General features: G+C 72.7%; 21 protein-coding genes. 11 read left to right on the top strand and 10 right to left on the bottom strand.

The window, feature by feature from the left end:
* Positions 1-45: 45 nt before the first annotated feature.
* Positions 46-1,155 (bottom strand): sensor histidine kinase, encoded by a 1,110-nt coding sequence (locus tag HHX33_RS05670; RefSeq protein ID WP_182873629.1) that lies wholly within the window; start codon positions 1,153-1,155, stop codon positions 46-48.
* Positions 1,156-1,282: 127 nt separating this feature from the next.
* Here HHX33_RS05670 and HHX33_RS05665 point away from each other — a divergent pair, with 127 nt between their 5' ends.
* Genes HHX33_RS05665 through HHX33_RS05655 form a run of 3 tightly spaced genes read left to right on the top strand, consistent with a single transcriptional unit; the run spans position 1,283 to position 3,385 of the window.
* On the top strand, positions 1,283-1,915 hold the full coding sequence (locus tag HHX33_RS05665; RefSeq protein WP_182873628.1) for a TetR/AcrR family transcriptional regulator: 633 nt from the start codon (positions 1,283-1,285) through the stop codon (positions 1,913-1,915).
* On the top strand, positions 1,912-2,112 hold the full coding sequence (locus tag HHX33_RS05660) for a ferredoxin (RefSeq protein WP_117408283.1): 201 nt from the start codon (positions 1,912-1,914) through the stop codon (positions 2,110-2,112). The genes HHX33_RS05665 and HHX33_RS05660 overlap by 4 nt, the downstream gene beginning before the upstream one ends.
* A 1-nt stretch (position 2,113) precedes the next feature.
* Complete coding sequence (locus HHX33_RS05655) at positions 2,114-3,385, top strand: cytochrome P450 (RefSeq protein ID WP_182873627.1); 1,272 nt, start codon at positions 2,114-2,116, stop codon at positions 3,383-3,385.
* 88 nt (positions 3,386-3,473) lie between these two features.
* On the opposite strand, the gene HHX33_RS05650 is transcribed toward HHX33_RS05655, so the two are convergent.
* Complete coding sequence (locus HHX33_RS05650) at positions 3,474-4,775, bottom strand: glycosyltransferase family 4 protein (RefSeq protein ID WP_182873626.1); 1,302 nt, start codon at positions 4,773-4,775, stop codon at positions 3,474-3,476.
* 131 nt (positions 4,776-4,906) lie between these two features.
* On the opposite strand from HHX33_RS05650, the gene HHX33_RS05645 reads away from it, so the two are divergent.
* The gene (locus HHX33_RS05645; RefSeq protein WP_310741229.1) at positions 4,907-5,782 is read left to right on the top strand and encodes an AraC family transcriptional regulator; all 876 of its coding nucleotides are present in this window, start codon (positions 4,907-4,909) and stop codon (positions 5,780-5,782) included.
* A 184-nt stretch (positions 5,783-5,966) separates the two neighbouring features.
* Here HHX33_RS05645 and HHX33_RS05640 read toward each other — a convergent pair whose 3' ends face one another.
* The 3 genes from HHX33_RS05640 to HHX33_RS05630 all read right to left on the bottom strand — a co-directional run bounded on the left by HHX33_RS05640 (position 5,967) and on the right by HHX33_RS05630 (position 8,117).
* On the bottom strand, positions 5,967-6,764 hold the full coding sequence (locus tag HHX33_RS05640) for an SDR family oxidoreductase (protein WP_182873625.1): 798 nt from the start codon (positions 6,762-6,764) through the stop codon (positions 5,967-5,969).
* Complete coding sequence (locus HHX33_RS05635; RefSeq protein WP_182873624.1) at positions 6,761-7,684, bottom strand: NAD(P)-dependent oxidoreductase; 924 nt, start codon at positions 7,682-7,684, stop codon at positions 6,761-6,763. The genes HHX33_RS05640 and HHX33_RS05635 overlap by 4 nt, the downstream gene beginning before the upstream one ends.
* Before the next feature lie 223 nt (positions 7,685-7,907).
* Complete coding sequence (locus HHX33_RS05630; RefSeq protein WP_117408289.1) at positions 7,908-8,117, bottom strand: hypothetical protein; 210 nt, start codon at positions 8,115-8,117, stop codon at positions 7,908-7,910.
* A gap of 420 nt (positions 8,118-8,537) precedes the next feature.
* Between HHX33_RS05630 and rsgA the strand changes: the two genes are divergently transcribed.
* Together rsgA and HHX33_RS05620 are read left to right on the top strand one after the other, a co-directional pair.
* Positions 8,538-9,614, top strand: a complete 1,077-nt coding sequence (rsgA, locus tag HHX33_RS05625; RefSeq protein WP_182873623.1) for a ribosome small subunit-dependent GTPase A — start codon at positions 8,538-8,540, stop codon at positions 9,612-9,614.
* Positions 9,615-9,777: 163 nt separating this feature from the next.
* A complete protein-coding gene (locus tag HHX33_RS05620; RefSeq protein WP_182873622.1) occupies positions 9,778-10,290 on the top strand; it encodes a GNAT family N-acetyltransferase in 513 nt (170 codons plus the stop codon).
* A gap of 451 nt (positions 10,291-10,741) precedes the next feature.
* Here HHX33_RS05620 and HHX33_RS05615 read toward each other — a convergent pair whose 3' ends face one another.
* The 3 genes from HHX33_RS05615 to HHX33_RS05605 all read right to left on the bottom strand — a co-directional run bounded on the left by HHX33_RS05615 (position 10,742) and on the right by HHX33_RS05605 (position 14,024).
* A complete protein-coding gene (locus HHX33_RS05615; protein WP_182873621.1) occupies positions 10,742-11,782 on the bottom strand; it encodes a PP2C family protein-serine/threonine phosphatase in 1,041 nt (346 codons plus the stop codon).
* A gap of 237 nt (positions 11,783-12,019) precedes the next feature.
* The gene (locus HHX33_RS05610; protein WP_208758964.1) at positions 12,020-12,709 is read right to left on the bottom strand and encodes a potassium channel family protein; all 690 of its coding nucleotides are present in this window, start codon (positions 12,707-12,709) and stop codon (positions 12,020-12,022) included.
* The gene (locus HHX33_RS05605) at positions 12,675-14,024 is read right to left on the bottom strand and encodes a TrkH family potassium uptake protein (RefSeq protein ID WP_182873619.1); all 1,350 of its coding nucleotides are present in this window, start codon (positions 14,022-14,024) and stop codon (positions 12,675-12,677) included. Before HHX33_RS05605 ends, HHX33_RS05610 begins: the two co-directional genes overlap by 35 nt.
* Positions 14,025-14,487: 463 nt before the next feature.
* Here HHX33_RS05605 and HHX33_RS05600 point away from each other — a divergent pair, with 463 nt between their 5' ends.
* From HHX33_RS05600 to HHX33_RS05580, 5 genes are all read left to right on the top strand, one after another.
* On the top strand, positions 14,488-15,951 hold the full coding sequence (locus HHX33_RS05600) for an arabinofuranosidase catalytic domain-containing protein (RefSeq protein ID WP_182873618.1): 1,464 nt from the start codon (positions 14,488-14,490) through the stop codon (positions 15,949-15,951).
* A 74-nt stretch (positions 15,952-16,025) separates the two neighbouring features.
* Positions 16,026-17,402, top strand: a complete 1,377-nt coding sequence (locus HHX33_RS05595; RefSeq protein WP_182873617.1) for a glycoside hydrolase family 43 protein — start codon at positions 16,026-16,028, stop codon at positions 17,400-17,402.
* 57 nt (positions 17,403-17,459) lie between these two features.
* Positions 17,460-17,798 carry a PadR family transcriptional regulator gene (locus HHX33_RS05590; protein ID WP_220499144.1) on the top strand — a complete coding sequence of 113 codons (339 nt, stop codon included), beginning with the start codon at positions 17,460-17,462 and terminating at the stop codon, positions 17,796-17,798.
* Positions 17,795-18,952 carry a hypothetical protein gene (locus HHX33_RS05585; RefSeq protein WP_182873616.1) on the top strand — a complete coding sequence of 386 codons (1,158 nt, stop codon included), beginning with the start codon at positions 17,795-17,797 and terminating at the stop codon, positions 18,950-18,952. Before HHX33_RS05590 ends, HHX33_RS05585 begins: the two co-directional genes overlap by 4 nt.
* 287 nt (positions 18,953-19,239) lie before the next feature.
* Positions 19,240-19,950 (top strand): vanadium-dependent haloperoxidase, encoded by a 711-nt coding sequence (locus HHX33_RS05580; protein WP_220501501.1) that lies wholly within the window; start codon positions 19,240-19,242, stop codon positions 19,948-19,950.
* 15 nt (positions 19,951-19,965) lie between these two features.
* On the opposite strand, the gene HHX33_RS05575 is transcribed toward HHX33_RS05580, so the two are convergent.
* Positions 19,966-22,248, bottom strand: coding sequence for an N-acetylmuramoyl-L-alanine amidase (locus tag HHX33_RS05575; RefSeq protein ID WP_220501500.1), 2,283 nt, complete (start codon positions 22,246-22,248; stop codon positions 19,966-19,968).
* 207 nt (positions 22,249-22,455) lie between these two features.
* Positions 22,456-23,559: an enolase C-terminal domain-like protein gene (locus tag HHX33_RS05570; RefSeq protein ID WP_182873615.1), complete on the bottom strand. Its 1,104-nt coding sequence runs from the start codon at positions 23,557-23,559 to the stop codon at positions 22,456-22,458.
* Position 23,560 lies beyond the last annotated feature (1 nt).

Genomic DNA, 23,560 nt, shown 5'->3' with positions numbered 1-23,560 from the left:
CGTGCGAAAACGGCGGTACGCCCGGCCTTCGCCGGCCGTGTCGCCTCACTTGAGGGGGAGCCGGGCGGCGATCGTGAAGCCGCCCTCGGGGGTCGGTCCGGCGGAGAACCGGCCATGGGCGAGGCACACGCGCTCACGGATGCCGGCCAGCCCGAACCCCCCGCCGAGGGAGGGCGCGGCGCGGACGTCGGTCCGGCCGGGCCGCGCCCTGCCGGGGGTGTCGGTCACGGAGACGGCGACCTGGTCGCCGACGGTCTCGCAGGTGACCAGCACCCGGGCGCCGGGCGCGTGCTTGCGGATGTTGCTGAGCCCCTCCTGCACCAGCCGGTAACACGCGTGTGAGACCTGCCTCGGCAGCCCCTCCGCGGGGACGTCGAGGCGGAGGTCGACCTCGAGGCCGCTCGCCTTCGCCTCGCCGACCAGCCGCGCGATGGCGTCGACGCCCCCGGCGAGGTCGCCCTCCTCGTGGCGGAGCACGGTGAGCAGCTCACGCAGCTCGCTGAGCGCCTGCACCCCCTTGTCCTCGATGACGGCCGTCAGCTCGCGCACCTCGCCGGGCTCGGTGGCGTCGCGCGCCATCCCGGCGTTGAGCACCATCGCGGTGACCGCGTGCGTGACGGTGTCGTGCATCTCCCTGGCGATCTTCCGGCGTTCCTCCGCCGCGGCGATCTCCTCGCGTTCGCGCACGCCGTGCCGCAGGTCCTGGATCAGCCGCCGGTAGGCGTACACCCAGGTGCCGACCAGGGCGGGCAGGTAGATGAGGGTCAGCGCGCGCACGACGTTGAGGTAGACGGAACGGTCGGTGTGCGGGTTCGCGTAGTCGACGGCGCCGTAGACCACCACGAGGGCCAGGGCGACGTACTGCCACCGGCGCGGACGGTGCTCGGCCGTCATCGAGAAGACGGCGAGGATCATCGGCACGGTCTGCCCGGTGACGCAGGCGCAGACGGCGGAGGCGACGACGGCGGGCCACGGCGTGCGGCGCCGCACGAACATCGTCGCCGCCGTCACCGCCCCCGCCAGGATCTCGATCCAGAACGGCGCCGTGCCCCACACGGCGAAGCTGTAACCGCTGGCCGACGTCGGGATGGTGAACGCCAGCACGGCGCAGGCGAGCAACGCGTCGACGACCGGCTCGTGATTCGCTGGAACCATGCCCGCTTTATCCCGCATAGTGCTAGTTTGCTCTGTTTGGTGATTGCCGTCACCCCTCTCGCTCGCGTCGGCCGTTCGCTGCCTCTCGGTCTTGACGGATTCAAATGAACGGTCTTTTAATTCCGTTATGGGGCGGATCGCGGGAGTCACCGCGGCCGAGACGCGCGAGCGGCTGCTGCGCGCGGCCGCCGAGGTGTTCGCCCGGCGCGGGTACGACGGCACACGCGTCGCCGACATCGCCGCCGTGGCCGGGGTGAGCAACGGCGCGCTGTACGCGCACTTCGGCTCGAAGGCCGAGCTGATCGCCGCCGCGCTGCACGCCCACGGGCCGGGCCTGCTCGCCGAGCTGCTCGCCGCCGATCCGGTGCGGCCGGTCGCGGACCTGCTTGTCGCCGTGGGCCGCAGGCTCCCGCACCGGCAGGACGCGCGTAGTTCACTGATCGCCGAGGCGCTGGTCGCGGCCCGCCGCGACGAGGACGTCGCCCGGCCCATGCGTGAGTACGTCGGGGAGCGGGCCGGGTGGCTCACCGGCCTGGTACGGGCCGCCCAGGACGACGGCGCGATCGACCCCGCGCTGTCGGCCGGCGCGCTCGCCCATCTCTGCCTCCTGCTCGCGATGGGCAGCGTGATCGTCACGCCGGACCTGCACGGGGTCGGCGACGAGGAGTGGAGCGCCCTGCTCACCCGTCTCGTCGCCGCTCTCGCCCCGGCCGGACCCAGTCAACGACCAGAATCGGAAAGCACGGGAGCGACACCATGAAGGTGCAGATCGACCCTGGCCGGTGCCAGGGGCACGGCCGCTGCTACGACCTCGCCCCCGGCCTGTTCGAGGAAGACGACGAGGGGTACGGCCGGGTGCCCGGCGACGGCGCCGTACCGCCCGGCCAGGAGCAGGCGGCGCGGCTGGCCGCGGCGAACTGCCCGGAAAGAGCGGTCGTCCTCACCGAGGAGGCGTGACATGACCGTCGACGACCGCTTCACCGGTGGTTTCCGGAAGCAGGGGCCGCCCGCCGGCACGCGCAACGAGATCGTCACCGGGCCGGTGTCGGACTGGGCCACCGACTTCTCTCACCTGGAGCCCGAGTGGGCCGCCGACCCGTACCCGATCCAGGACGACCTGCGGGCTCGCTGCCCGATCGCGCACACCGGGAGGTTCGGCGGCGGGTGGCTGCCGACCCGGTACGAGGACGTGGCCGCGATCGCCTACGACACCGAGCGCTTCTCCTCGCGGTCGATCATCATGAGCAACTACCGGCCGCCCGCGGAGACCGCGCCCGTGGGGGCCACTCCGCCGATCTCCTCCGACCCGCCGTTCCACCACGACGCGCGGAAACTGCTGCTCCCGGCGTTCACGAAGAAGGCGGTGGCGAGGCGGGAGGAGGCGACGCGGGCGTTCTGCCACTCGCTCGTCGACGCGCTGGAGGGCGCCGACGTCGTGGACGCCGCCCGCGACTACGCGCAGCACATCCCGATCCGGGTGATCGCCGACATGCTCGGCTTCCCGCCCGAGGACGGGCCGCGCTTCAGCAGGTTCGTCGAGAGCGCACTGGAGGGCGTCAACCTGCCGCCGGAGGAGCGGATGGCGCGCATGGACGAGCTGTTCGACTACCTGTACGACCAGATCCGCGACCACGTGGACAACCCGCGCGACGACCTCACCACCTACCTGGTCGACGCCGAGCTGTACGGCCACAAGCTGCAGCCCAACCACGTCGCCGGCACGATCGCCCTGCTGCTCATCGCGGGCATCGACACGACGTGGAGCGCCATCGGCGCGTCGCTGTGGCACCTGGCGAAGACCCCGGCCGACCGCGAGCGGCTGGTCGCCGAGCCGGACCTGCTGCCCACGGCCATGGAGGAGTTCCTCCGGGCGTACGCCCCGGTCACGATGGCCCGGCTGGTGAAGGAGGACATGAGCTGGCGCGGCGCCGACATGCGGGCCGACGACTGGGTCCTGCTGTCGTTCCCGGCCGCCAACCGCGACCCCGAGCAGTTCGAGCGGGCCGGTGAGGTCGTCATCGACCGAGAGGTCAACCGGCACGTCGCCTTCGGCCTCGGCATCCACCGGTGCGTGGGGTCGCACCTCGCCAGGATGGAGCTGCGGGTCGCCCTGGAGGTCTGGCTGGAGCGTATCCCGGTGTTCGGCCTCGCCGACCCCGCGGCGGTGACCTGGGCCGCCGGTCAGGTGCGGGGCCCCCGCACACTGCCGCTGCGCCTGGGCGGTGCCTGACCGTCATGTCCTGCCGCGCGGGGCGCGGGCGTCGCCTCGCGGCCGCGGGCCCGGGCGCCCCTCACGGAGGCGGTACCCGGGACCGTCATCAGGGCCGTTCCCCGGTCCCGGCCGCGGCGGCGTACACCGCCAGGGTCCGCTCGGCGGTGCGCGCCCAGCCGTAGCGCTCGCGCACGTACGCCGCGCCCCGCAGCGCGAGCCGTTCCGCCTCGCCGGGGTCGTCCAGGCAGCGCAGCAGTGCGGCGGCCAGCTCGCCGGGGTCGTCGTCCGCGCAGCGGAGCGCGCCGTCGCCGACGACCTCGGGCGAGTAGCCGGGCCCGACGACCACCGGGCGGGCGAGCGCCATCGCCTCGACGGCGACCAGGCCGAACGGCTCGTACACGGACGGGAAGACGCACACGTCGGCGGCGAGGAAGTGCGCGAACACCTCGGGGGAGGGGAGGAAGCGGTTGCCGGCGACGACGTGCCCGCCCGTCCCCGTCCGCTCGATCAGCCGGGCGACCCCGGCGGCGTCGGCGGTCTGCGGAAGCCCCGCGCCGACGAGCACGAACCGCGCGTCACCGTGCTCGGAGACGACCCTCGGCACCGCCCGGATCAGCGTCCCGACCCCCTTGTGCGGCGACGGGCGCCCGGCGAACACGACGAGCCGGCCCCGTCCGCCGGGCAGGTAGCGCCGACGTACCTCCGCGCGGGTCCGTTCGCGCTCGTCGTCCGGCAGCGTGGCGAGCCTCAGCAGGTCGGGGTCCTCGAAGCCGTGCGGCACGACGACCAGCCGGTCGCCGGGCCACCCCTGGGCGGCGAGGTCGTCGCGCATGCGGGCGCTCGGCACCACGATCAGCCGCGCCGTCCGTGCCTGCGCCGTCTCCAGCAGGTCGAGCAGGGCGGCGTACGCGGAGCGGCGCGCTCCGGGCGCGTTCAGCTCGCGGGTGTGCACGTGGAACACGACCGGCAGCCGTCCGAGCGCGCCGCACAGGATCCCGGCCACGCAGCCCATCCAGTCGTGCACGGCGACCACCGCACGTCCCTCCCCGGACCGCCTCTCTCCGCGTGGTCCCGGCCGGCGGCGGGCCGCCTCGGCGCGCAGGATGCGGGCGGCGGCGCGGACGTTGAACACCAGCAGCCCGGCGACCCTGGCCGGCCGCCGCAGCACGGCCGGGACGGGGGAGCGGGCGTCGATGCCGTAACCGGGGGTGGGTAGCCGCCGGAGCGTCACGTCTCCACGACGTTCGGCCGGGGGAGCCGCGCCGCGGCGGGCGGCCCCGAAGACCTCGATCGGCACGCCGAGGTCCCGGAGGGCGGCCATGATCCGCTCGGCGTACCGGCCCAGCCCGCCGACGACGCCGGGCGGCACCTCCGAGCACACGACGTAGACCCGGGCCGGACCGTCCATCAGCCCGCTCCGGCGGCGGTCGGGAGATCATCGGTGAGCGCGGACACGAGGCGACGCTAGCGGGGCCGGGCCCTCCCCGCCAAGATCCGCCGTCCCTGTCCCGCGTTCGCGCCCGCTTGTAGTCTCGCCTCGTGCGGAACGACTCACGCGGCGGGGACTCACGGGGCGGCGGCGCGGACCCGCGCCGGCATCTGCCGGCCGGTGGGACCCTGCCCGGCCACCGCCTGAGGTTCGGGTTCGGCGCGGCCGGCATCGAGCGTCTGGAGGCCTCGCTGACCGGGGAGGGGTTCGCTCCGCACCGCCACGACACCTACGCGATCGGCATGACGTTCCACGGGGTGCAGACGTTCCGATATCGGGGCGAGGCGCGGCACTGCCTGCCGGGGGAACTGCACGTGCTGCACCCCGACGAGGTGCACGACGGAGTGGCCGGCACCGACGAGGGGTTCGGTTATCGGATCATCTACCTCGACCCGTTCCTCGTGCAGGAGGCGCTGGGCGGAGGCCCGCTGCCCTTCGTCGCCGATCCCGTGATCGGGCGGCGCGACGTCGACCCCGCGCTCGCCGCGTGCCTGCGGGACATCGACGAGCCCCTGGACGGCTTCGGCCGCCTCACGACGACGCTGCTCGCCGCCCGGACACTGGTCAGGTACGCGGCCGTGCGCCGCCCGGGCAGGCCGGCTCCGCTGGCGCTGGAGGCGCTGGCCCGCGTACGGGACCTCATCGCGGAGGATCCGGCGGTGCGGCACTCCCTCGCCGAGTTCGAGGCGGTCTCGGGCCTGGACCGATGGACGATCGCGCGGCAGTTCCGCACGGCCTTCGGCACCAGCCCGACCCGCTTCCGCACCATGCGGCAACTGGACCGGGCGCGGCGCCTGCTGCGCGACGGCGTGCCGCTGTCCGAGACGGCCCAGCTCGCCGGTTTCGCCGACCAGGCCCACCTGACGCGCATGTTCAAGCGCACCTACGGCCTCACGCCCGCCCGGTGGACCGCCGCGCTCGCCTGACCATTCTTGCCTGACCGGCTCACCTGATCGCTCGCCTGATCGGCGTTCGCCTGGTCCATACTCATCTGGTCGGCGTTCGCCTGGTCCATACTCACCCGATCCTGGCACGCGGTCATCGGGGGCGTCGCGACGCTCCGGTCCTCGCCGCGCTCCTCGCTCCCGGTCATCGCCGCGGGCCGGGAGGTCAGAGCCCTCCGGCGACCTCCAGGACGGCACCGTTGACGTAGGACGCGCGGTCCGACAGCAGCCAGCGGACCGCCTCGGCGATCTCCTCCGCCTTCCCGGGACGGCCCAGCGGCACCCGCGCCGCGACCCGTGCGGCCCTGCCCGGCTCTCCGGCCCGGGCGTGGATCGTCGTGTCGATCGTCCCCGGCGAGACGGCGTTGACCCGGATACCCGCCGGGCCGAGCTCCCTGGCCAGGCCCACGGTCAGCGTCTCGGCCGCCGCCTTGGTCGCGGCGTAGGCGACGTACTCGCCCGGCGAGCCGGTGCGGGCCGCGACCGAGGTGACGTTGACGATCACCCGGCCGATCGTCCCACCGGTCGCTGTGCCGGTCGCTGTGCCGGTCGCTGTGGCGGTCGTGGGCGTACGGCCGGACCAGCGGCGCGCCGCCTCCCGGCACAGCCGCACCGGCGCCACGAGGTTCACCTCGACCACCCGCCGCAGGTCGGCGTCGGTCAGTTCGGCGAAGGGGCCGAGCCTGCCGGTGACCCCGGCGTTGTTCACCAGGCCCGTGACCTCGCCGGCCGACTCGGCCAGGTCGAACAGCCGGGCCGGCGCGTCCTCCTCGGTCACGTCCAGGCGTACGCCCCGGACCAGGGCGCCGCGGCCGCCGAGGTCGTCCTCCAGCGCCTTGGCGTCGGCGTCGGAGCCGGAGTGCGTGAACACGACCCCGTAGCCGTCCGCGCACAGGAGTTCGACGATGCCGCGGCCGATGCCGCGGGTGCCGCCGGTGACGACGACGACCGGGCGAGAGGTCATGCGCATGCTCCTTCCTGGAGTGTTCCGCCTGTCTCCGGCGCCCCCTGCGCCTCCCGCGTCCTCGCCTCGATCGCGTGGACGACGGCCGCCATGTCGAGCGCGCCGTGGCCCAGCCCGAGGGTCTCGCCGAACAGGGTGTGACAGACGTCCAGCAGCGGCGAGGCGATGCCGGCCTGCCGCGCCGCCTCGGCGATGAGGCGGTTGTTCTTCAGCACGTCGGCGATGGCGGCCTGGGCGGCGAAGTCACGCCCGGCCAGCTTCACCGCCTTGACGCGGGAGACGTCACTCGCCATCTGGCCCGAGTTCAGCACGTCCACGAGCAGCCCGAGGTCCAGGCCCTGGCGCTCGCCGAAGTGCAGCGACTCCGCCAGGCCGGTGACCGTGGTGATCAGGAAGATGTTCACCGCGAGCTTCGTCAGCAGCGCCCTCGGCGCCGGGCCGCACACCACCGTCTTCCCGCACATCGGTGCCAGCAGCGGGCGGACCTCCGTCACCGTGTCCGGCCGCCCGGCCAGCATCGCCACCAGCCGCCCCTCCTCGGCGGGCACCCGGGAACCCGAGATCGGCGCCTCGGCGTAGCGGCCCCCGGCCGCGAGCACGTCGGCCTCCAGCCCGGCCGAGTAGGCGGGGGAGGTGGTGCCCATGTGGACCACCGTACGGCCCGCGACGAGCCCGGCGAAGCGCGGCGTGCCGCGCTCCAGAACGGCGTCGACGGCGGCCTCGTCGGCCAGCATGAGGAGAACCGTGGAGGCCCGGCGGAAGACGCCGGCCGCGTCGTCCGCGACCACCGCGCCCGCGGCCCGCAGCGGCTCGCTCCTGGCGGGCGTGCGGTTCCACACCACCAGCGGCGTCCCCGCCCGGGCCAGGTTGAGCGCCATGGGCTGTCCCATGATCCCGAGTCCGACGAAGCCCACGTCCATCGTCCGCCTCCGCGCGCAGATGCCCGCGCCGACCGCCATGGCCGGCGCCGGAGACCGTTGTAGCGCATGCCGAGGCGGTGGTCTTGAACGATTGTGCCGCCCGCCGGTGACCGAGCCGTCCCCGTGGTGGAGGCTCGCTGTGGCGGCCGGTGGCGGCGGCCCGTGGCCGGTTGCCCCTGGCGGGTGGCAGAGGCGGGTGGCGGTGGTCAGCGGGTGGTGGTCGTCAGCGGGTGGCGGCGCGGTGGCCGCACCACCAGCCGAGCGCGTAGCCGGCGACGAGCCCCGCCGCGGCGGCGAGCGCCTTCGGCGACGACATCGCGGACTTCAACTGCTTCAGGCCGCCCTTCGGGTCGGCGACGGCGCCCGCGACGCTCCCGGCCGCCGACACCACCGTGTCGCCCAGGTTCTTGATGGCGGTGTTCAGGGATTCCATGGTCGGCTCCAGTCGGCGGTGCCCCTCGCGGTGTTCCCGGGGGTGCCCGTGCCCGTGTGCCGGGATGCCCTTCCCGCCGTTCGCCCACGTAAACGGCGGGTCCGCCCGTGCGCCCCGGCCTCCCGGGCGGGACACCGGGGTTCTTTTACCTCTCCCGGAGGTCCGCCTGACCCGCGAGCGGTACAACTGACCCTGGTCGGGGTGCTAGGGTGCCGTTCGTTCAGTATTGGATCGGCGTGGGAGGGAGGTGAGGTTTGATGACCGCGGTGAAGACCGCTGCCATGCGCAGCGCCCGGACCAACCTCACGTCCCGGGCCCCGGTCTGACCTGCTTCTTCCCCCAGCCTTGAGCTATCGGGCTCGCCAGGCGGGGTGATGTCCGCGTCTCGTCGGGGCCCCTTCTCCGCAAGGGTCTCTCACGTTGCCATATACGTACACCGATCCATCCGGCCTGTCCCGGTATGGGTGGACCGGCGCACTCGACCAAACCTTCACCGAGCACTACGAAGCGGGCCTCGTGCCGGCCCGGATCTCCCGGGTCGATCGCGGCCTGTGCACGGCGATCACCACGTCGGGCCCGATGCGGGCCACGTTCGCCGCGCCGCACCCGCCCGACCCGCTCCTGACGCCCTGCACCGGCGACTGGGCCGCGCTGCGGCCGGGCGCCGAGCCGCACCTGGTGGCGCTGCTGCCGCGGCACAGCGCGATCGTGCGCTCGTCGGCGTCCAGGTCCTCCCACGGACAGGTGCTCGCCGCCAACGTCGACACGGTCGTGATCGCCCTGTCCCTGGCCACGCCCCTGGACGCGGCCAAACTGGAGCGGCTGCTCGCCCTGGCCTGGGAGAGCGGGGCACAGCCGGTGATCGTCTTGACCAAGGCGGACCTGGCCCACGATCCCGAGGCCGTCCACGCCGAGGCCGAAGCGCTGGCACCCGGCGTGGACATCCTGGTCACCAGCGTCGCCACCGGTCACAACATCGACGTGCTGACCGCGATGATGCACGGCACGACCGTGCTGCTCGGCCCCTCGGGCGCGGGCAAGTCCACCCTCGGCAACAAGCTGCTCGGCGAGGAACTGCTGGCCACCGGCACGGTACGCGAGCAGGACGGCAAGGGCCGCCACACCACCGTCCGCCGCGAGCTGCTCCCCCTGCCCGGCGGCGGGGTCCTCATCGACACGCCCGGCCTGCGCGGGATCAGCCTGCACAACGCCGCCGACGGTCTGGAGCAGGTCTTCGCCGAGGTCGAAGAACTCGCCGCGTATTGCCGCTTCGGCGATTGCTCCCACGACACCGAGCCAGGATGTGCGGTGCAGGCCGCCATCCAGGCGGGTGAACTGCCCGAACGTCGCCTGCGCAGCTACCACAAGCTGCAACGGGAGAACGCCTGGGCGGCCTCGCGTACCGATGCCCGGCTGCGCGAAGAGCGCGTCAACCGGCAGAAGGCCATCACCAGTCACCTGCGCGCCACCTACAGGTTCCGGGACCAGCAGCCATGACCGGCCGCATCCCACCGACCTTCCCGACCGCTCATCATCCACCAGAAGCCCGTACCACCATGCCCGAAAGCCCGCACGACCCGATCAGCGACCCCACAGTGCGGACTACCAGTACACCGGCTATGTCCTGCATCCGCAGAAGGACAGGGAGACGAACCTGATCATGACCTCTTCCCTCACCACCCGTCCCGAGAGCGCCGGCGACGTCGGCATCATCCGCGACATCAACCTTGCCGCCTTCCCCACCCCGCTCGAGGCCGACCTCATCGAGGCGCTGCGGGCCGACCCGCAGGCGTGGCTGGCCGGCCTGTCCTGGCTGGCCGAGGCCCCCGGCGGCGAGCCCGCCGGATACGCGCTGCTCACCCGCTGCCACGTCGGCGACTCACCCGCCCTCACCTTGGGCCCGTGCGCCGTCAAGCCCGACCATCAGCGGCGGGGCGCGGGTTCCGCCGCCATCCGCGCCGCTCTGCAAGCCGCCCGCGAGCAGGGCGAGAACCTGGTGCTCGTGCTCGGCCACGCCGAGTACTATCCGCGCTTCGGCTTCACCCCGGCCTCCGGATTCGGCATCCGCCCGCCCTTCGACGTCGAGGACAAGTACATGATGGCGCTCGCCCTCAACCCTGAACAGCCAGTCCCGAGCGGCGTCATCCGCTACCCGGCGGCGTTCGGCGTCTGACCTCCCGCTCTTCGAACGCGTCGAACGGCCCCCAGCACCGCTGGGGGCCGTTCGACCGTCGCGAAGGTTGGCGGCCTTGAGGCCGAGCATCCGTGGTGCGAGACGTGGGACTGGCCTACCTCGGACGCGGTCACGAGCTCGCGTGGGCGAGCAGCGACACGATCGGGATCCAGGTGGGCGTCGGACAGGGCCTTCCTCGCCACCCCGCGCACCGCCAACCCCGACACCCACCGCGCCTACGCCTCGGCCATCGACCGCGTCGCTGCGCTGCTCGGCCGCGACCGGCCGCTCGCCGAGGTCGCCGACGCCGAGATCGGCACCGCGCACGCCGTGCCGCGGAAGGTCGGTCAGGCCGCGGCCACGCTGGTGGGCCGGCTGCGCGACCGCGCCGGAGGCGAGCACCCCCAGTAGCGGCTCCGGCGGCGGCCGCCGGGGACGGCGGTCCGGCCGGTCAGCCGGGATGGCGGCGCAGCAGCAGCATCGCGGCGTCGTCGGGGACCGGGCCGCCGACATGGCGCAGCAGGTCGGCCCGCAGGTCGTCCAGCGCCGCCTGGGGGTCGGCGCCCCGGGCCAGGTGCGCCCGCTCGGCGAGAGGATAGAAGCGTCCCGCCCGGTCCCGCGCCTCGATCACGCCGTCGGTGTAGAAGAGGATCTGGTCGCCCTCCCCGAAGGGCAGCCGGTGCGGTTTGGGCCGCGGCGAGCCCAGCGCGCCGAGCCCGAGCGGGAGGGCCTCCTCCTGGGGTTCGGCGAAGTAGGCCGTGCCGTCGGCCCGCAGCACGAGCGGGGCCGGATGGCCGCAGTTGAGCAGAGAGATCTCTCCATCGTGGACCTCGGCGAGGATCGCGGTGACGAACTTCTCCCCGCTCAGATGGCGGCCCAGGCTGGCCTCCACGCGCTCGGCCACCCCGGAAAGCTCGGACTGGTCGTAGGCGGCCTCCCGGAAGGCGCCGAGCACCCACGCCGCGGTCTCGACCGCCTCCAGCCCCTTGCCCTGCACGTCGCCGATGAGGATCCGGACGCCCTCGGGCGTGGTGACCACCTCGTACAGGTCGCCGCCGATCTGGGCCTCCGCCGCGGCCGAGGTGTAGGAGAGCGCCACCCGCAGGTCGCCGGCCCGGCGGGGGACCGGGCGCAGCAGCACTCTCTGGGCGGCCTCGGCGACCAGGCGGACGTTGGCGAGCTCCCGCTCCCGCCGGTTCCGCAGCCTGCTGGCCAGCATGCTCGCGGCGGTGACGCCGACGATCGCAGCGATCGTGAGGTTGTTCTGCGTCCGGCCGAACAGGCCGTCGTAGACGGCGAGGGGGAGACAGATGGCCAGGGCGAGCGCGCCCACCAGGGCCGTACGGCGGACGCCGCCCGCCACCGAGGCGAAGGTCGGTCCCAGGGTGAGGAGCGGCAGGAAGCCCACACCGGGCCCGCTGATCAGGTCGACGACGACGACCAGGGAGATCGCGATGAACGGCAACGCGCGCAGGAGGCTCTGAGAACTCATCGCGACTCCAATGCCGGCCCCCGCGCCATTACGAGACACCTTCAGTGATGGCTTTACTCCTTCCCGGCTCCGAAGCGGACACTCCCGATCTTCCGCGGCGTATGACGGCTTTTTTGGATCATCCCACCCAGGTGGTCACGCGAGACGTTCGATCACTACGAGTGATGACGTTACTCGAATTCGTGATGTGGCGGGGTGGTAAAGGCGGACATTCGCGCCATCGGCCGGACCATGGACTCAGGGCAGCTCGGCGAACCGTTCGACCCGGTCCGTACGGCCGGACACGATGATCACATCACCGTAGCCGAGCTCCGTCTCGGCGGTGGCGTAGGTGAACTCCTCGTCCGGCCGTTTCACGGCCACGACCGTCACGCCGTACTTGCGGCGCAGGCTGGACTCGCCGAGGGGAACGCCGACGTACTCCTTGGGCGGGAGGGTCTTGGCCAGCGCGAAGTTCTCGTCGACCTCCATGTAGTCCAGCATCCGCCCGCTCACCATGTGGGCCACGCGCTCGCCCATGTCGTGCTCGGGGAAGACGACGTGCTGGACGCCGATCCGGCTGAGGATGCGGCCGTGCTGGCTGCTGACCGCCTTGGCCCAGATGTCGTCGATCTCCATCTCCACCAGCAGCGACGAGGTGAGGATGCTCGCCTCCAGGTCGCTGCCGATGGCGCAGACCGCGCGGTAGAAGTCGGGCAGCCCGAGCTGACGCAGCGCCTCGGGGTCGGTGGCGTCGGCCCTGGCGATGTGGGTGATCTGGCCCGCGAGGCTCTGCACCACCTTGGGCCGGTGGTCGATGGCCAGCACCTCGGTGCCGCGCCGCACCAGTTCGAGGGCGAGCGAGGTGCCGAAACGGCCGAGACCGATCACCGCCACGGGGTCGTTTCTCTTGTCAGCCAACGATGACGTCCTCCTCCGGTAATTCATAGCGGCGGGTGCGTTCCTTGAGCGCCAGCGCGGAGCCCAGCGTGAGCGGGCCGATCCGGCCGACGAACATCAGCAGCGTGAGCAGCGTCTGCGCGGCGGGGGAGACGGCGGAGACGACGCCGACCGACAGCCCGGCCGTGCCGAAGGCGGAGACCACCTCGAAGAGCACCTTGCTTGGGGCGTGCGGCGTGAGCACCAGCAGGATGTAGGTGAAGAGCGCGACCAGGCCCACGCTCAGCACGGTGAGCGAGACCGCCTGCCGCTGCGCCGCCTCGGTGAGGCGGCGGTGGCCGATGTTCACCTGGCTCTCGCCGCGCAGCTCCGCCCACACGATGAACGTGAGCAGGCCCAGCGTGGTGACCTTGATGCCGCCGGCGGTGCCCGCGCTGCCGCCGCCGACGAACATCAGCAGCTCGGTGACCAGCCAGCTGGACGGGTGCATCTGCGCGATGTCGACGCTGTTGAAGCCGGCGCTGCGCGGCATGACGGCGGTGAAGAAGGCCGTCAGCAGCTTGGCCTCCCCGTCCAGTGGGCCGAGGGTGCGGGGGTTGGCCCACTCGGTGACGAGGAAGACCAGCGTGCCGCCGGCCAGCAGGACGGCGGTGACCGCGAGCGTGATGCGGGTCAGCAGCGACCAGCGCTTCGGGCGGCGCCAGGACCGGCGCAGCTCGAACACCACGGGATAACCGAGCCCGCCCACGATCACCGCCACCGCGACGGTCAGGCAGATCCACGGATCCGCGGCGAACCGGACGAGGCTGTCGGGCCACAGCGCGAAACCGGCGTTGTTGAACGCCGAGACCGCGTGGAACACGCCTAGGTAGAGGCCGCGGCCGGGGGACTCGCCGTACCCGACGACGAACCTGAGCGTGAGGACGGTCGCCGTCACGGCCTCGCAGAGCAGGTTGAACACCACGACCTTGCCCACCACCCGCCGCAGGTCGCCTGCGTTGAGCACCCGGGTCTCCGCCTGGGCGGACAACCGGGCGCGCAGGCCCAGCCTGCGGGAGACGAGGAGGGTGAAGACGGTGGCGAGGGTCATGATGCCGAGGCCGCCCACCTGGATCAGGGCGGCGATGACCACCTCGCCGAACGGTGACCAGTGCGCGGACGTGTCCACGACGGTCAGCCCGTTCACGCACACCGCGGAGGTGGCGGTGAACAGGGCGGTGACCCAGTCGGAGGGCCTGCCCGAGGTCGTCGCGAGCGGACTGGACAGCAGGGCGGTCCCCAGGAGCACGGCCGCGCCGAACACGGTCGTGATCACCTGCGCCGGCTGGGTGAAGCGCCCCAGCACCGCCCAGAACAGCCTCATGCCGGCAGCGGCGCGCTCATCGGCGGCCCGCCGTGCTCGCTACCACCCGGAAACCTCCCCTGTCCGGAAACGGCGGGACGTCGCCGACCGGACTTCCCGGCACACCGCGGCTAACCGTAACAGCATTTATGTCGTGTAACGCACCAGGGGCGATGTCATGCCGAGGCGGTCCGGCACCGGAACGCCCCCCTGTAAATTTCACCCTCCGCTTCCCATCGACGGTCCGGGTCCCGTCCTCGAACCGGCAGATGGGGCGCGTTCCCGGCGTCTCGGCCGAAGGGGGAGGCGGCGCACGGACCTTGACGGGGTGTCACCGCCTCGTGTTTGCTCCGCTGCACCACCACCGTCACGACCCGACAGAAGAACGGCCTGTCCTCCTCGAAGACTTGTTAGCGCTAACACTTCAGGCCCCCCTGTGTTAGCGCTAACAACCCTTCTCCTCGCAGCCCGTCCGGGAGCGCTCATGAAGATTCCTCGTCTGCGGCTCTGGATCGCCGCCGGGGTCGCCGCCGTCATCGGCGCGGCCGGTGCGCTGACCACGACCACCGCCCACGCCGCCACCGGATGCCGGGTGGACTACTCGGTCAGCAGCCAGTGGCCCGGCGGCTTCGGGGCGAACGTGACCGTCAACAACCTCGGGGACCCGGTCAACGGGTGGCGGCTGACGTGGTCGTTCCCCGGCGGCCAGACGATCAGCCAGCTCTGGAACGGCACCTACACCCAGTCCGGCTCCCAGGTGACGGTGACCAACGTCTCCTACAACGGCGGCATCCCGAGCGGCGGCAGCACGAGCTTCGGCTTCAACGGCAACGGAGACGGCGCCACCTCCACCCCGTCGGGCTTCGCCCTCAACGGCACGGCCTGCACCGGTTCGACGGGACCTTCCGGCACACCGTCGAGCACGCCGTCGAGTAGCCCCTCGGCCAGCCCCTCCGCGAGTCCCTCGGCCAGTCCGTCGTCCACCCCGCAGGGGTCTTCCAAGCCCTGCGACATCTACGCGGCGGGCGGCACGCCCTGCGTGGCCGCGCACAGCACGACCCGCGCGCTCTACCGCGCCTACAACGGCAACCTGTACCAGGTCAGGCGGTCGTCCGACAACGCGACCAGGAACATCGGCGTGCTGAGCGCGGGCGGCGTCGCCAACGCCGCTTCCCAGGACTCGTTCTGCTCCGGCACCACCTGCGTCATCACCGTCGTGTACGACCAGTCCGGGCGGGGCAACGACGTCTGGTACCAGGGATCGGGCGGGGCCGGCGGCAGGGCCACCCCCGCGAAGGCGACGACCGAGTCGCTGACGGTCGGCGGCAGCAAGGCGTACTCGCTGTACATCAACCCCGGCAACAGTTACTGGCGCGACGGCCACACGACCGGCGTGCCGACCGGCAGCGCTCCCGAGGGCGTCTACATGGTCACCAGCGGCACCCACGTCAACAGCGGCTGCTGCTTCGACTACGGCAACAGCGAGACCACCCGCAAGGCCGACGGCGCCGGCGCCATGGACGCGATCTACTTCGGCACGAGCTGCTGGTTCGGCGGCTGCTCCGGAAGCGGTCCGTGGGTGCAGGCCGACCTCGAGTACGGCCTCTACCCCGGCGGCAGCAGCTCCTGGAACCCGAACCAGCGGGCCTTCACCAGCAAGTTCGTCACCGCGACGCTCAAGAACAACGGGACGTCCCGGTTCGCGATCAAGGGCAGCAACGCCCAGTCCGGCAGCCTGTACACCCTCTACGACGGCGCGCTGCCCCGCGGCTACAGCCCGATGAAGAAGCAGGGCGCGATCATCCTCGGCAGCGGCGGCGACTGCTGCGCCACCAACACCAACCTCAGCGCCGGCACCTTCTACGAGGGCGCCATCGTCTCGGGCTACCCCTCCGACGCGACCGAGAACGCGGTCCAGGCCGACGTGGTCGCCGCCGGCTACCGCTGAGGTGCCAGTCGCACCTCCGCTCCGCGGGTCCGTCCCCTGAGATCGCTCCTGAGACCGAGAAAGGAAGGCTCCTCGTGACCCTGTCCCGGAGAGACTTCACCAAGGCGGCCCTCGGTTCCGCCGCGCTCGTCACCGCGGGCGCGGCGGGCTTCCCGAGGGCGGCGCGGGCGGCGACGTACGCCGGCTACGTCTTCGCGTACTTCACCGAGTCGCCGTCGGGCCAGGGCGCGGACTACGGCCTGCACCTGGCGGTCAGCCGGGACGGTCTGAACTGGACGCCGCTGAACCAGAACAACCCGGTCGTCACCCCGACGGCCGGTCAGCTGGGCCTGCGCGACCCGCAGGTGTTCCGGAAGAACGACGGCACGTTCGTCGTGATCGCCACCGACCTCAAGGGCACCGACTGGAACTCGAACAGTCAGTATCTGCACGTCTGGGACTCGGTGAACCTGACGAACTTCACGGGATACCGCCGGGTGCGGATGCAGACCACCAACGACCACACCTGGGCGCCGACGGTCTTCTGGGACGCCTCGCGCGGGCAGTACGGCATCGTCTACTCCGCGGCCGAGGTCCTCAGGGTGAACTACACGACGGACTTCGTGACCGTCGGCGCCGCCCAGACCTTCTTCAGCCCGGGCTTCGGCGTCCTCGACGGCGACATCGTCGTGGACGGTGGAACCACCTACCTCTACTACAAGAACCTCGGCGACGGCCGTCTGTACGGCGCGCGGTCGTCCACGGGCGCCCCCAACAGCTTCACCACCTACACCAGCGGCCTGATCCAGGGGAGCGGCATCGAGGCGCCGCTGCTGCACCGGACCAACGAGGGCGGGTGGCGGCTGTGGGGCGACTCGTACAGCCCGGTCAACAACGACTACTACGCCTGGGGCTCGGCCAACGTCGGCGCCAACTCCTGGAGCGTGCTGAACCAGCGCGACTACACCCCGCCGCTGAACTCCAAGCACGGCTCGATCGCCCAGATCACCGACGCCGAGTACAACGCCCTGGTCAGCCGGTGGGGGACGCCGAGCTGGGTGCGGCTGAAGTCCTCCAACTACCCCGACCGGTTCGTACGGCACCAGAACAACGTCGCGCGCATCGACGCCTATCCCTTCGATCCGTACCGCGACCAGATGTGGCGGATGGTCCCCGGCCTCGCCGACTCGGCCGGGGTGTCGTTCGAGTCGGTGAACTACCCCGGCAGCTACCTGCGGCACTACAACTACGAGCTGCGGCTCGCCGCCAACGAGAACACCGCGACGTTCCGCGCCGACGCCACCTTCTACCGCACCGCCGGCCTGGCCGACTCGGCGTGGACGTCGTTCCGCTCCTACAACTACCCCGACCGCTACATCAGGCACTACGACTACCTGCTCCGCATCGACCCGCTCAGCGCGTCCTCCAGCTCCGTCGACCGGCAGGACGCCACCTTCCGCATCACCTCCTGACGACGTATCCATGCCGTCCAGCCTTGAATATCATGCCTTGCAATATATGATGGGCGCATGACATCACGGCCGATCACCGAACCCGCCTTTCTCGTCCTCACCGCACTGGTCGACGAGCCGCGGCACGGCTACGGCATCGCGCAGGAGGTGGAGCGGCTCTCCGGAGGGCGTGTCCAGCTCAAGATCGGCACCCTGTACGGCGTGCTCGACCGGCTCGCGGCCGACGCCCTGGTGGAGCCCGACCGGGAGGAGGTGCGGCAGGGGCGGCTGCGCCGCTACTACCGCCTGACCGACGAGGGGGCGCGGGCGCTGGAGGAGGAGGCCGTCCGGCTGGCCGACAACGCCCGCCGCGCCGTCGAGCGGCTGCGCCTCCGGCAGGCGGGAGGCCTGGCATGAGCGTGCTGGAGGAACGCTACCGGCGGGTGCTCCGGCTGCTGCCCGCGTCCTACCGGGAGCGGCGCGAGGAGGAGATGGTCTCGGCCTTCCTCGACGGCGCCCGGCGAGCGGAGACGGGCCTCGACGACCAGCGGGTGCGGTGGGCGGAGATCGCCGGCGTGGCAGCGCTCGCGCTGCGGGTGCGGCTCGGCGGACCCGGCTCGCCGCCGGGGGAGTACGCCACGGGAGAGGCGGTCCGGGGGGCAGCGATCCTCGGCCTGGTCTTCTGGACGATGGCCGGCACGCTGTTCGCCGCGCAGACGGTGCTCACGTACGGCGTCGTCGCCGGCGTGCTCCCCGACGGGCTCATGGGAATCGGCGACCCCGGGTCGCCCGAGCGGCTGCGTCAGGTGCTGTCCGGCCTCGCGCCGCTGTTGTGGGCCGCGAGCCTCGGAGCGCTCGTCGCCGGCCGGGCGGGCACGGCCAAGGCGTCGGCCTGGGCGGCCCTGGTCCTGCCGTACGCGCTGGAACCCGCGACGGCCGGCGGCCCGGCCCGGGTCGTGGGGCTCCTGACGGCGCTGCCGGCCCTGGTGACGGTGCTGGCGCTGACGGCCGGGTTCCACCGCGACGCTCCGCCGCCGCGCCTGCGCGGTGCGGCGGCCGCGCGGGTCGTCGCCTTCCCGGCCGCGGCGGGCGTCCTGCTCGCCCTGGCCGTCGGCGTGCTCGGCGCGGCGGCGAGAGCCGGAGGCGAACCGACCCCGCTCATGCTGCAGCCGTGGCTGTGGCTCGACCCACAGGGCCTCGCCTGCGTCTCGCTGCTCGCGGTGACGGCGTGGTGCGTGGCCCGGCGCCGGTCCGCACCCCGGGCTTCCGCCACCCCCGCCCCGGCCACCCCCGCCCCGGCGACCGCGGCCCCGGTCTCCGCGCCGCCGGTCGTGGCCTCCGGCTCCGTCGCACCCGCGGCGGCGATCCTGGCCGTGCCCGCCGTGGTGGCCCGGGCCGCCACTCTGCACCCGGGCGCGGAGGGGTACCTCACCGGCCTGATCACCCTCGTCGGGTCCCTGCAACTGGTCCTGCTCCTGGCGTGCGGGGTCACGCTCGTCGCTCTCGCCGTACGGACGCGGGGGGCGACGGCGCGGGACGACCTCACCGGCACCCGTGAGCAGCCCGGCTGACGAAACCGGATGCCGGACCAGAAACTCGCATATTCGACGACCTGGGAGACGGCTGTTCCGGCTGGATCGATATTTGTTGTCGTCTGGGACCGTAACGCCCAGACCGCCATCTGGGACGTCGCCGGTCAGCAGCCGCAGGTCCAGGCACGCAGCTTCGCGATGGTGCACGGAGCGGTCTACGACGCGGTGAACGCGATTGCCGACGCCCCTATCGGCCGTACCTGGCCGGTGGGCACCCGGCCCGGTCAGTGGCGGCCGGCGCCGCCCGCGTTCGCCTCGGACGGGGCATGGGTCGGTCACCTCAAGCCGTTCCTCATCCCCAGCGCGTCCAGTTCCGCACGTCCGGCCCGCCGCCGCTCACCAGCCGCCGCTACGCCCGGGACCTCAACGAGGTCAAGACGGTCGGCTCGGCGACCAGCACGGTCAGGACGACCGACCAGACCCAGGCGGCCATGTGGTGGCACGACCGGCATCTGGCCGAATGGGAGATCAAACGTCAGCTCGCGACGCGGCAGCGCCTCAACGTCCTGCAGGCGGCGCGGATGTTCGCGATGGTCGACCTGGCCGAGACCGACGCCACGATCGCCTGCTACAACGAGAAGGCGGCGTGGAACTTCTGGCGCCCGGTCACCGCGATCCGGCTGGCCGACACGGACGGCAACCCGGAGACGGCCGCCGACCCCGCCTGGACGCCGTTGCTCGTCACACCGCCGCATCCCGACTACACGTCCGGGCGCACCTGTTTCACCGCGGCGAGCATGTCGGCGTTGCGGCACGTCTTCGGCCGGGACGACATCCCCTTCAGCGGCTACAGCGCCGACTCGGGTACCACCAGGTATTTCCGGGGTTTCTCCCAGGCGCTCGCCGAGGTCGTCGAGGCCCGCGTCTGGGGCGGCATCCACACCCGCACGGCGGACGAGCGGGGCGCGAAGATCGGCGCGCAGGTCACCGCCTACATGGTCGCGCACTACTTCACGCCGAGGCCGGGGAGCCGGTAGGGCCCAGCCGTCCGCCTACCGGTGGTGGCGGTGGTGACGGTGGGAGTGGCGGTGGGGGCGCCACGGGGACCGGACGGGGGCGGTGGCCGCCGACGTGGCGACACCGCTCTCGTAGCCGGGGGCCGAGGCCGTCACCCGTACGGACAGCCGCGTGCCGCGGTCGCGGCCCGTGACATGGTAGGCCCGCCCCGTCGCGCCCCTGATCTTCGCGCCGTCGCGCAGCCACTGGTAGCGGATCTTCTTCGGCGAGGGCGTCCACGCGCCGGGAGAGGCCGTCAGCCGCCGGCCGACCCACGGGACGCCGCGCACCACCGGGGGCGCCGTGCTGACCAGGGCGGACGGCCGCGCGTCGTGCAGGTCCACGTCGGCCGCCCGGACGAACACCTGCCGGTGGGCGTACCAGAGCTGGTAGTACCGGTCCTGGCCGGTGACGTCGGTGCGGTCGCCCGAGGCCGACCCGTCGAAGGACGTCGCCCGGTAGTAGTCCGTCACCACGTCGTCGTCGCTCACCGCGTACGTCTGCCCGGCGGGGATCGTGTACTCCAAGGGCGAGACCGCCTGCACGGGGACATCGGTCCCGGTGTACGCCGCCGATTCGGGATAGGCGCGGCCGTAGACGGCGGCGGGACCGGCCGCGCCCGCCTTCACGGTGACCGTCTTCGCCGCCGCCTGGAGCACGACGGGCCGGTCGGCGGGGTTGTGCAGCCAGGCGAGTGAACCCGCCCACCACACGCCCAGCCAGTCGCCCCGCACCTCCGCGACGACGAGCTTGTGCCCGGAGACGACGCGCGCGCTGACGTCGCTCACGTACGTCGTGCCGGCCTCGCCGGAGGGCTTCCAGCCGGGGTCGGCGGCGAGCGGGGCGTCCTCCGACGGCGCCTGGCGGAGCGGCAGGAAGTTCGTGCCCGTTCCCGGGACGCACTCCGGCGAGGGCGGCGACGCCGCGGCGCAGCCCGTGAGCGGCTGCCGATTGTCCTGGTATCCGGTGCGGACCTCCACGACGTCGCCGGCCGAGACCTGCGTCGTGGCCGCCCGGCCGCCGCCGATCGGCGCGCCGAGGAGCTCGAAGTAGTGGTCCCAGTCCCAGTACGGCCCCGGGTCCCAGTGCATGCTCTTGGTCGCGCCCGGGACGGTGCCCGGCACCTGGTCGTGGCCGATGACGTGCGCCCGGTCGAGCGGGATGCCGTATGTCGCGGCGAGGTGCTTCACCAGCGTCGCCGAGGTCTGGTACGCCGACTCGGTGTACCAGGTCGCGTCCCCGGCGAAGCCCTCATGCTCGACGCCGATGGAATGCATGTTGACGTACCAGTTGCCGGCGTGCCAGCCCACGTCCTTCGGGTCGAGGTGCTGGGCGACATGGCCGTCGGAGGAGCGGATCGTGTAGTTCCACGCGAGGTACGCCGGGTCCTGCACGAGCCGCACCGAAGGGTCGTAGTAGCCCTCGGTGTCGTGGATGACGATGTAGTCCAGCTTCGGCCCGCCGGACCCGGTCCGATCGGCGATGTCGTGGTTGCCGTACTTGGTGGTGTTGTCCGGATCGGTGGGCGTGAGCTTGGCGTACGGCGCGGGGATCGCCTCACAGCCGAGATCCTGCGGGCAGCCGGTGTCAGGGGCGGCGGCGGTCTCGGCCGGGGGGAGCGGGACCGAGTCGTCGGCGGGGAGCGTCACCGTCTGGCCGTCGGCCGTGACCCGGCTCTCGCCGCCGCGCAGGGTCTGGTAGACCTGCCGGACGAAGTCGTGCCCGGCGCCGAAACGCCCGACGGCGTCCCGCCAGGCGGCCAGGTCGCCGCCGCTCCGGAGGCCTTCCCGCCGCGGGTTCTCGCGCTGGTAGGAGGCGAGCAGCGCCGCGCCGCCGCAGACACCCGCGTTCGGCACGCGCATGAGGGCGTCGGCCGTCAGACCGGTCAGCTCGGCCGCCCGCGTGATCTGGCTCTTCGCCTCGGCCACGCGGCCCTTGTCCGCGTCGGTGCCCGGGCCGGGCGTACGGTCGCTCAGGTCGAAGACGCCGTAACCGCCGTCCGCGCTGGGCCGGCCCGAGTGGTCGTCCCACCGGGAGAGCATGTAGGAGACGGCCTTGAGCAGCGGCTCCGGCACGCCGGTGTCCTGGGCCGCCGCGGCGAAGGCGGCCTCCCGGGTGGGCGCGGACAGCGTCGCCGCGCACGAGACCGGTGCCCCGGACTGTGCGCCGGTCGCGGAGGCGGGCGCCGCGGACACTGCGGACACTGGGGGCATCGAGGGCATGGCGGGCAGCAGCAGCGCCGCGACGGCCAGGGCCGCGCTGCGGGTCGCGCGTCTCACGTGGCGGGCCTCTTCCTGCTGAGTTCCTGCGGGGATTTCCTACTCGGGTTCCTGCTGGATCTCCGCCGGCGGCGGACCGGGTGAAGCACATCCCGGACGGGTACGCCGTGCCACCGGGTTGGCGGAATCTCGCCAAGATCGTAACCGAGTATGGACACGCCGAGTCAGGAAATATCCCTTTTCACGGACCACCGGTCCCGGAAGAGGTCAGACGACGCGCCAGGGGGCGGCGGTCTCCTCCCTGAACGTGAGCCCGTTGCCGGGGCCGGCGCGGTCGACCGGCGCCTCGCCGCCCACCGGCGAGGCGGCCCCGTCGAACACCATGCTCTCGATCCGCACGTGGTCGTGGAACCACTCCAGATGCCGGAGGTTCGGCACCGCGGCCGCGACCGCCAGGTGCTGGTGCGGGGCGCAGTGCCCGGAGACCTCCAGCCCGTGGGCGGCGGCGACGGCCGCCGCGCGCAGGAACTCGCTGATCCCGCCGCACCGGGTGACGTCGATCTGCAGGCAGTCCACGTATGGCGCCATGCGTTCGAAGTAGACGAGGTCGTAGCCGTACTCCCCGGCGGTCACGTCGGCCCGCACGAGATCGCGGACGAGCCCGAGGCCCTGCAGGTCGTCGGAGGAGACCGGTTCCTCGAACCACCGCACGTCGAGATCGGCGGCCCGGTCCAGCAGCCGCACGGCCTGCTTGCGGGTGTAGGCGCCGTTGGCGTCGACGAACAGCTCGGCGTCGTCGCCGATGGTCCGCCGCGCGGCGGCCATGCGCTCCAGGTCCCGCCCGGGGCGCCGCCCCCACGACTCCCCGATCTTGATCTTGACGCGGGGGATGCCCAGCTCGTGGGCCCAGTGGGCGAGCTGCCGGTGCTGCCGTTCCGCGTCGTAGGTGGTGAAGCCGCCGCTGCCGTACACCGGCACGGCGGTGCGGGCCCCGCCGAGGAGGCGGGCCAGCGGCAGCCCGTGCCGGCGCGCCTTGAGGTCCCACAGGGCGTTGTCGGCCGCCGACAGCGCCAGCCCGGCGATCCCGGGCCGTCCCGCGTTGCGGATCGCGCGGGCCATCGCCGTCCACGCGCCCGGCACGTCGTCCGGGTCGAGATCGGCGACGGCGGGGGCCAGCACGTCCGTCACCACCGACGCGGTGGCGGCGGGGCCGTAGGTCCAGCCGAGCCCGCGCACGCCGCCGGCGCCCGCGTGGACGACCACGATCGTCGTGCTCGTCCACGCGAGCGTCCCGTCGGCCTCGGGGAAGTCGGCCGGGATCGTGTACGCCCGCGCGCTGAGCCGTGCGGGCGTTTCGGGCCCGGTCGTCACC

This window comes from Microbispora sp. H10670 (assembly GCF_014161385.1).
In the GTDB taxonomy this organism is placed as follows: domain Bacteria; phylum Actinomycetota; class Actinomycetes; order Streptosporangiales; family Streptosporangiaceae; genus Microbispora; species Microbispora triticiradicis.
Note: the sequence above shows the minus strand (reverse complement) of the source record. Positions and strands in the feature narration are given on the sequence as shown.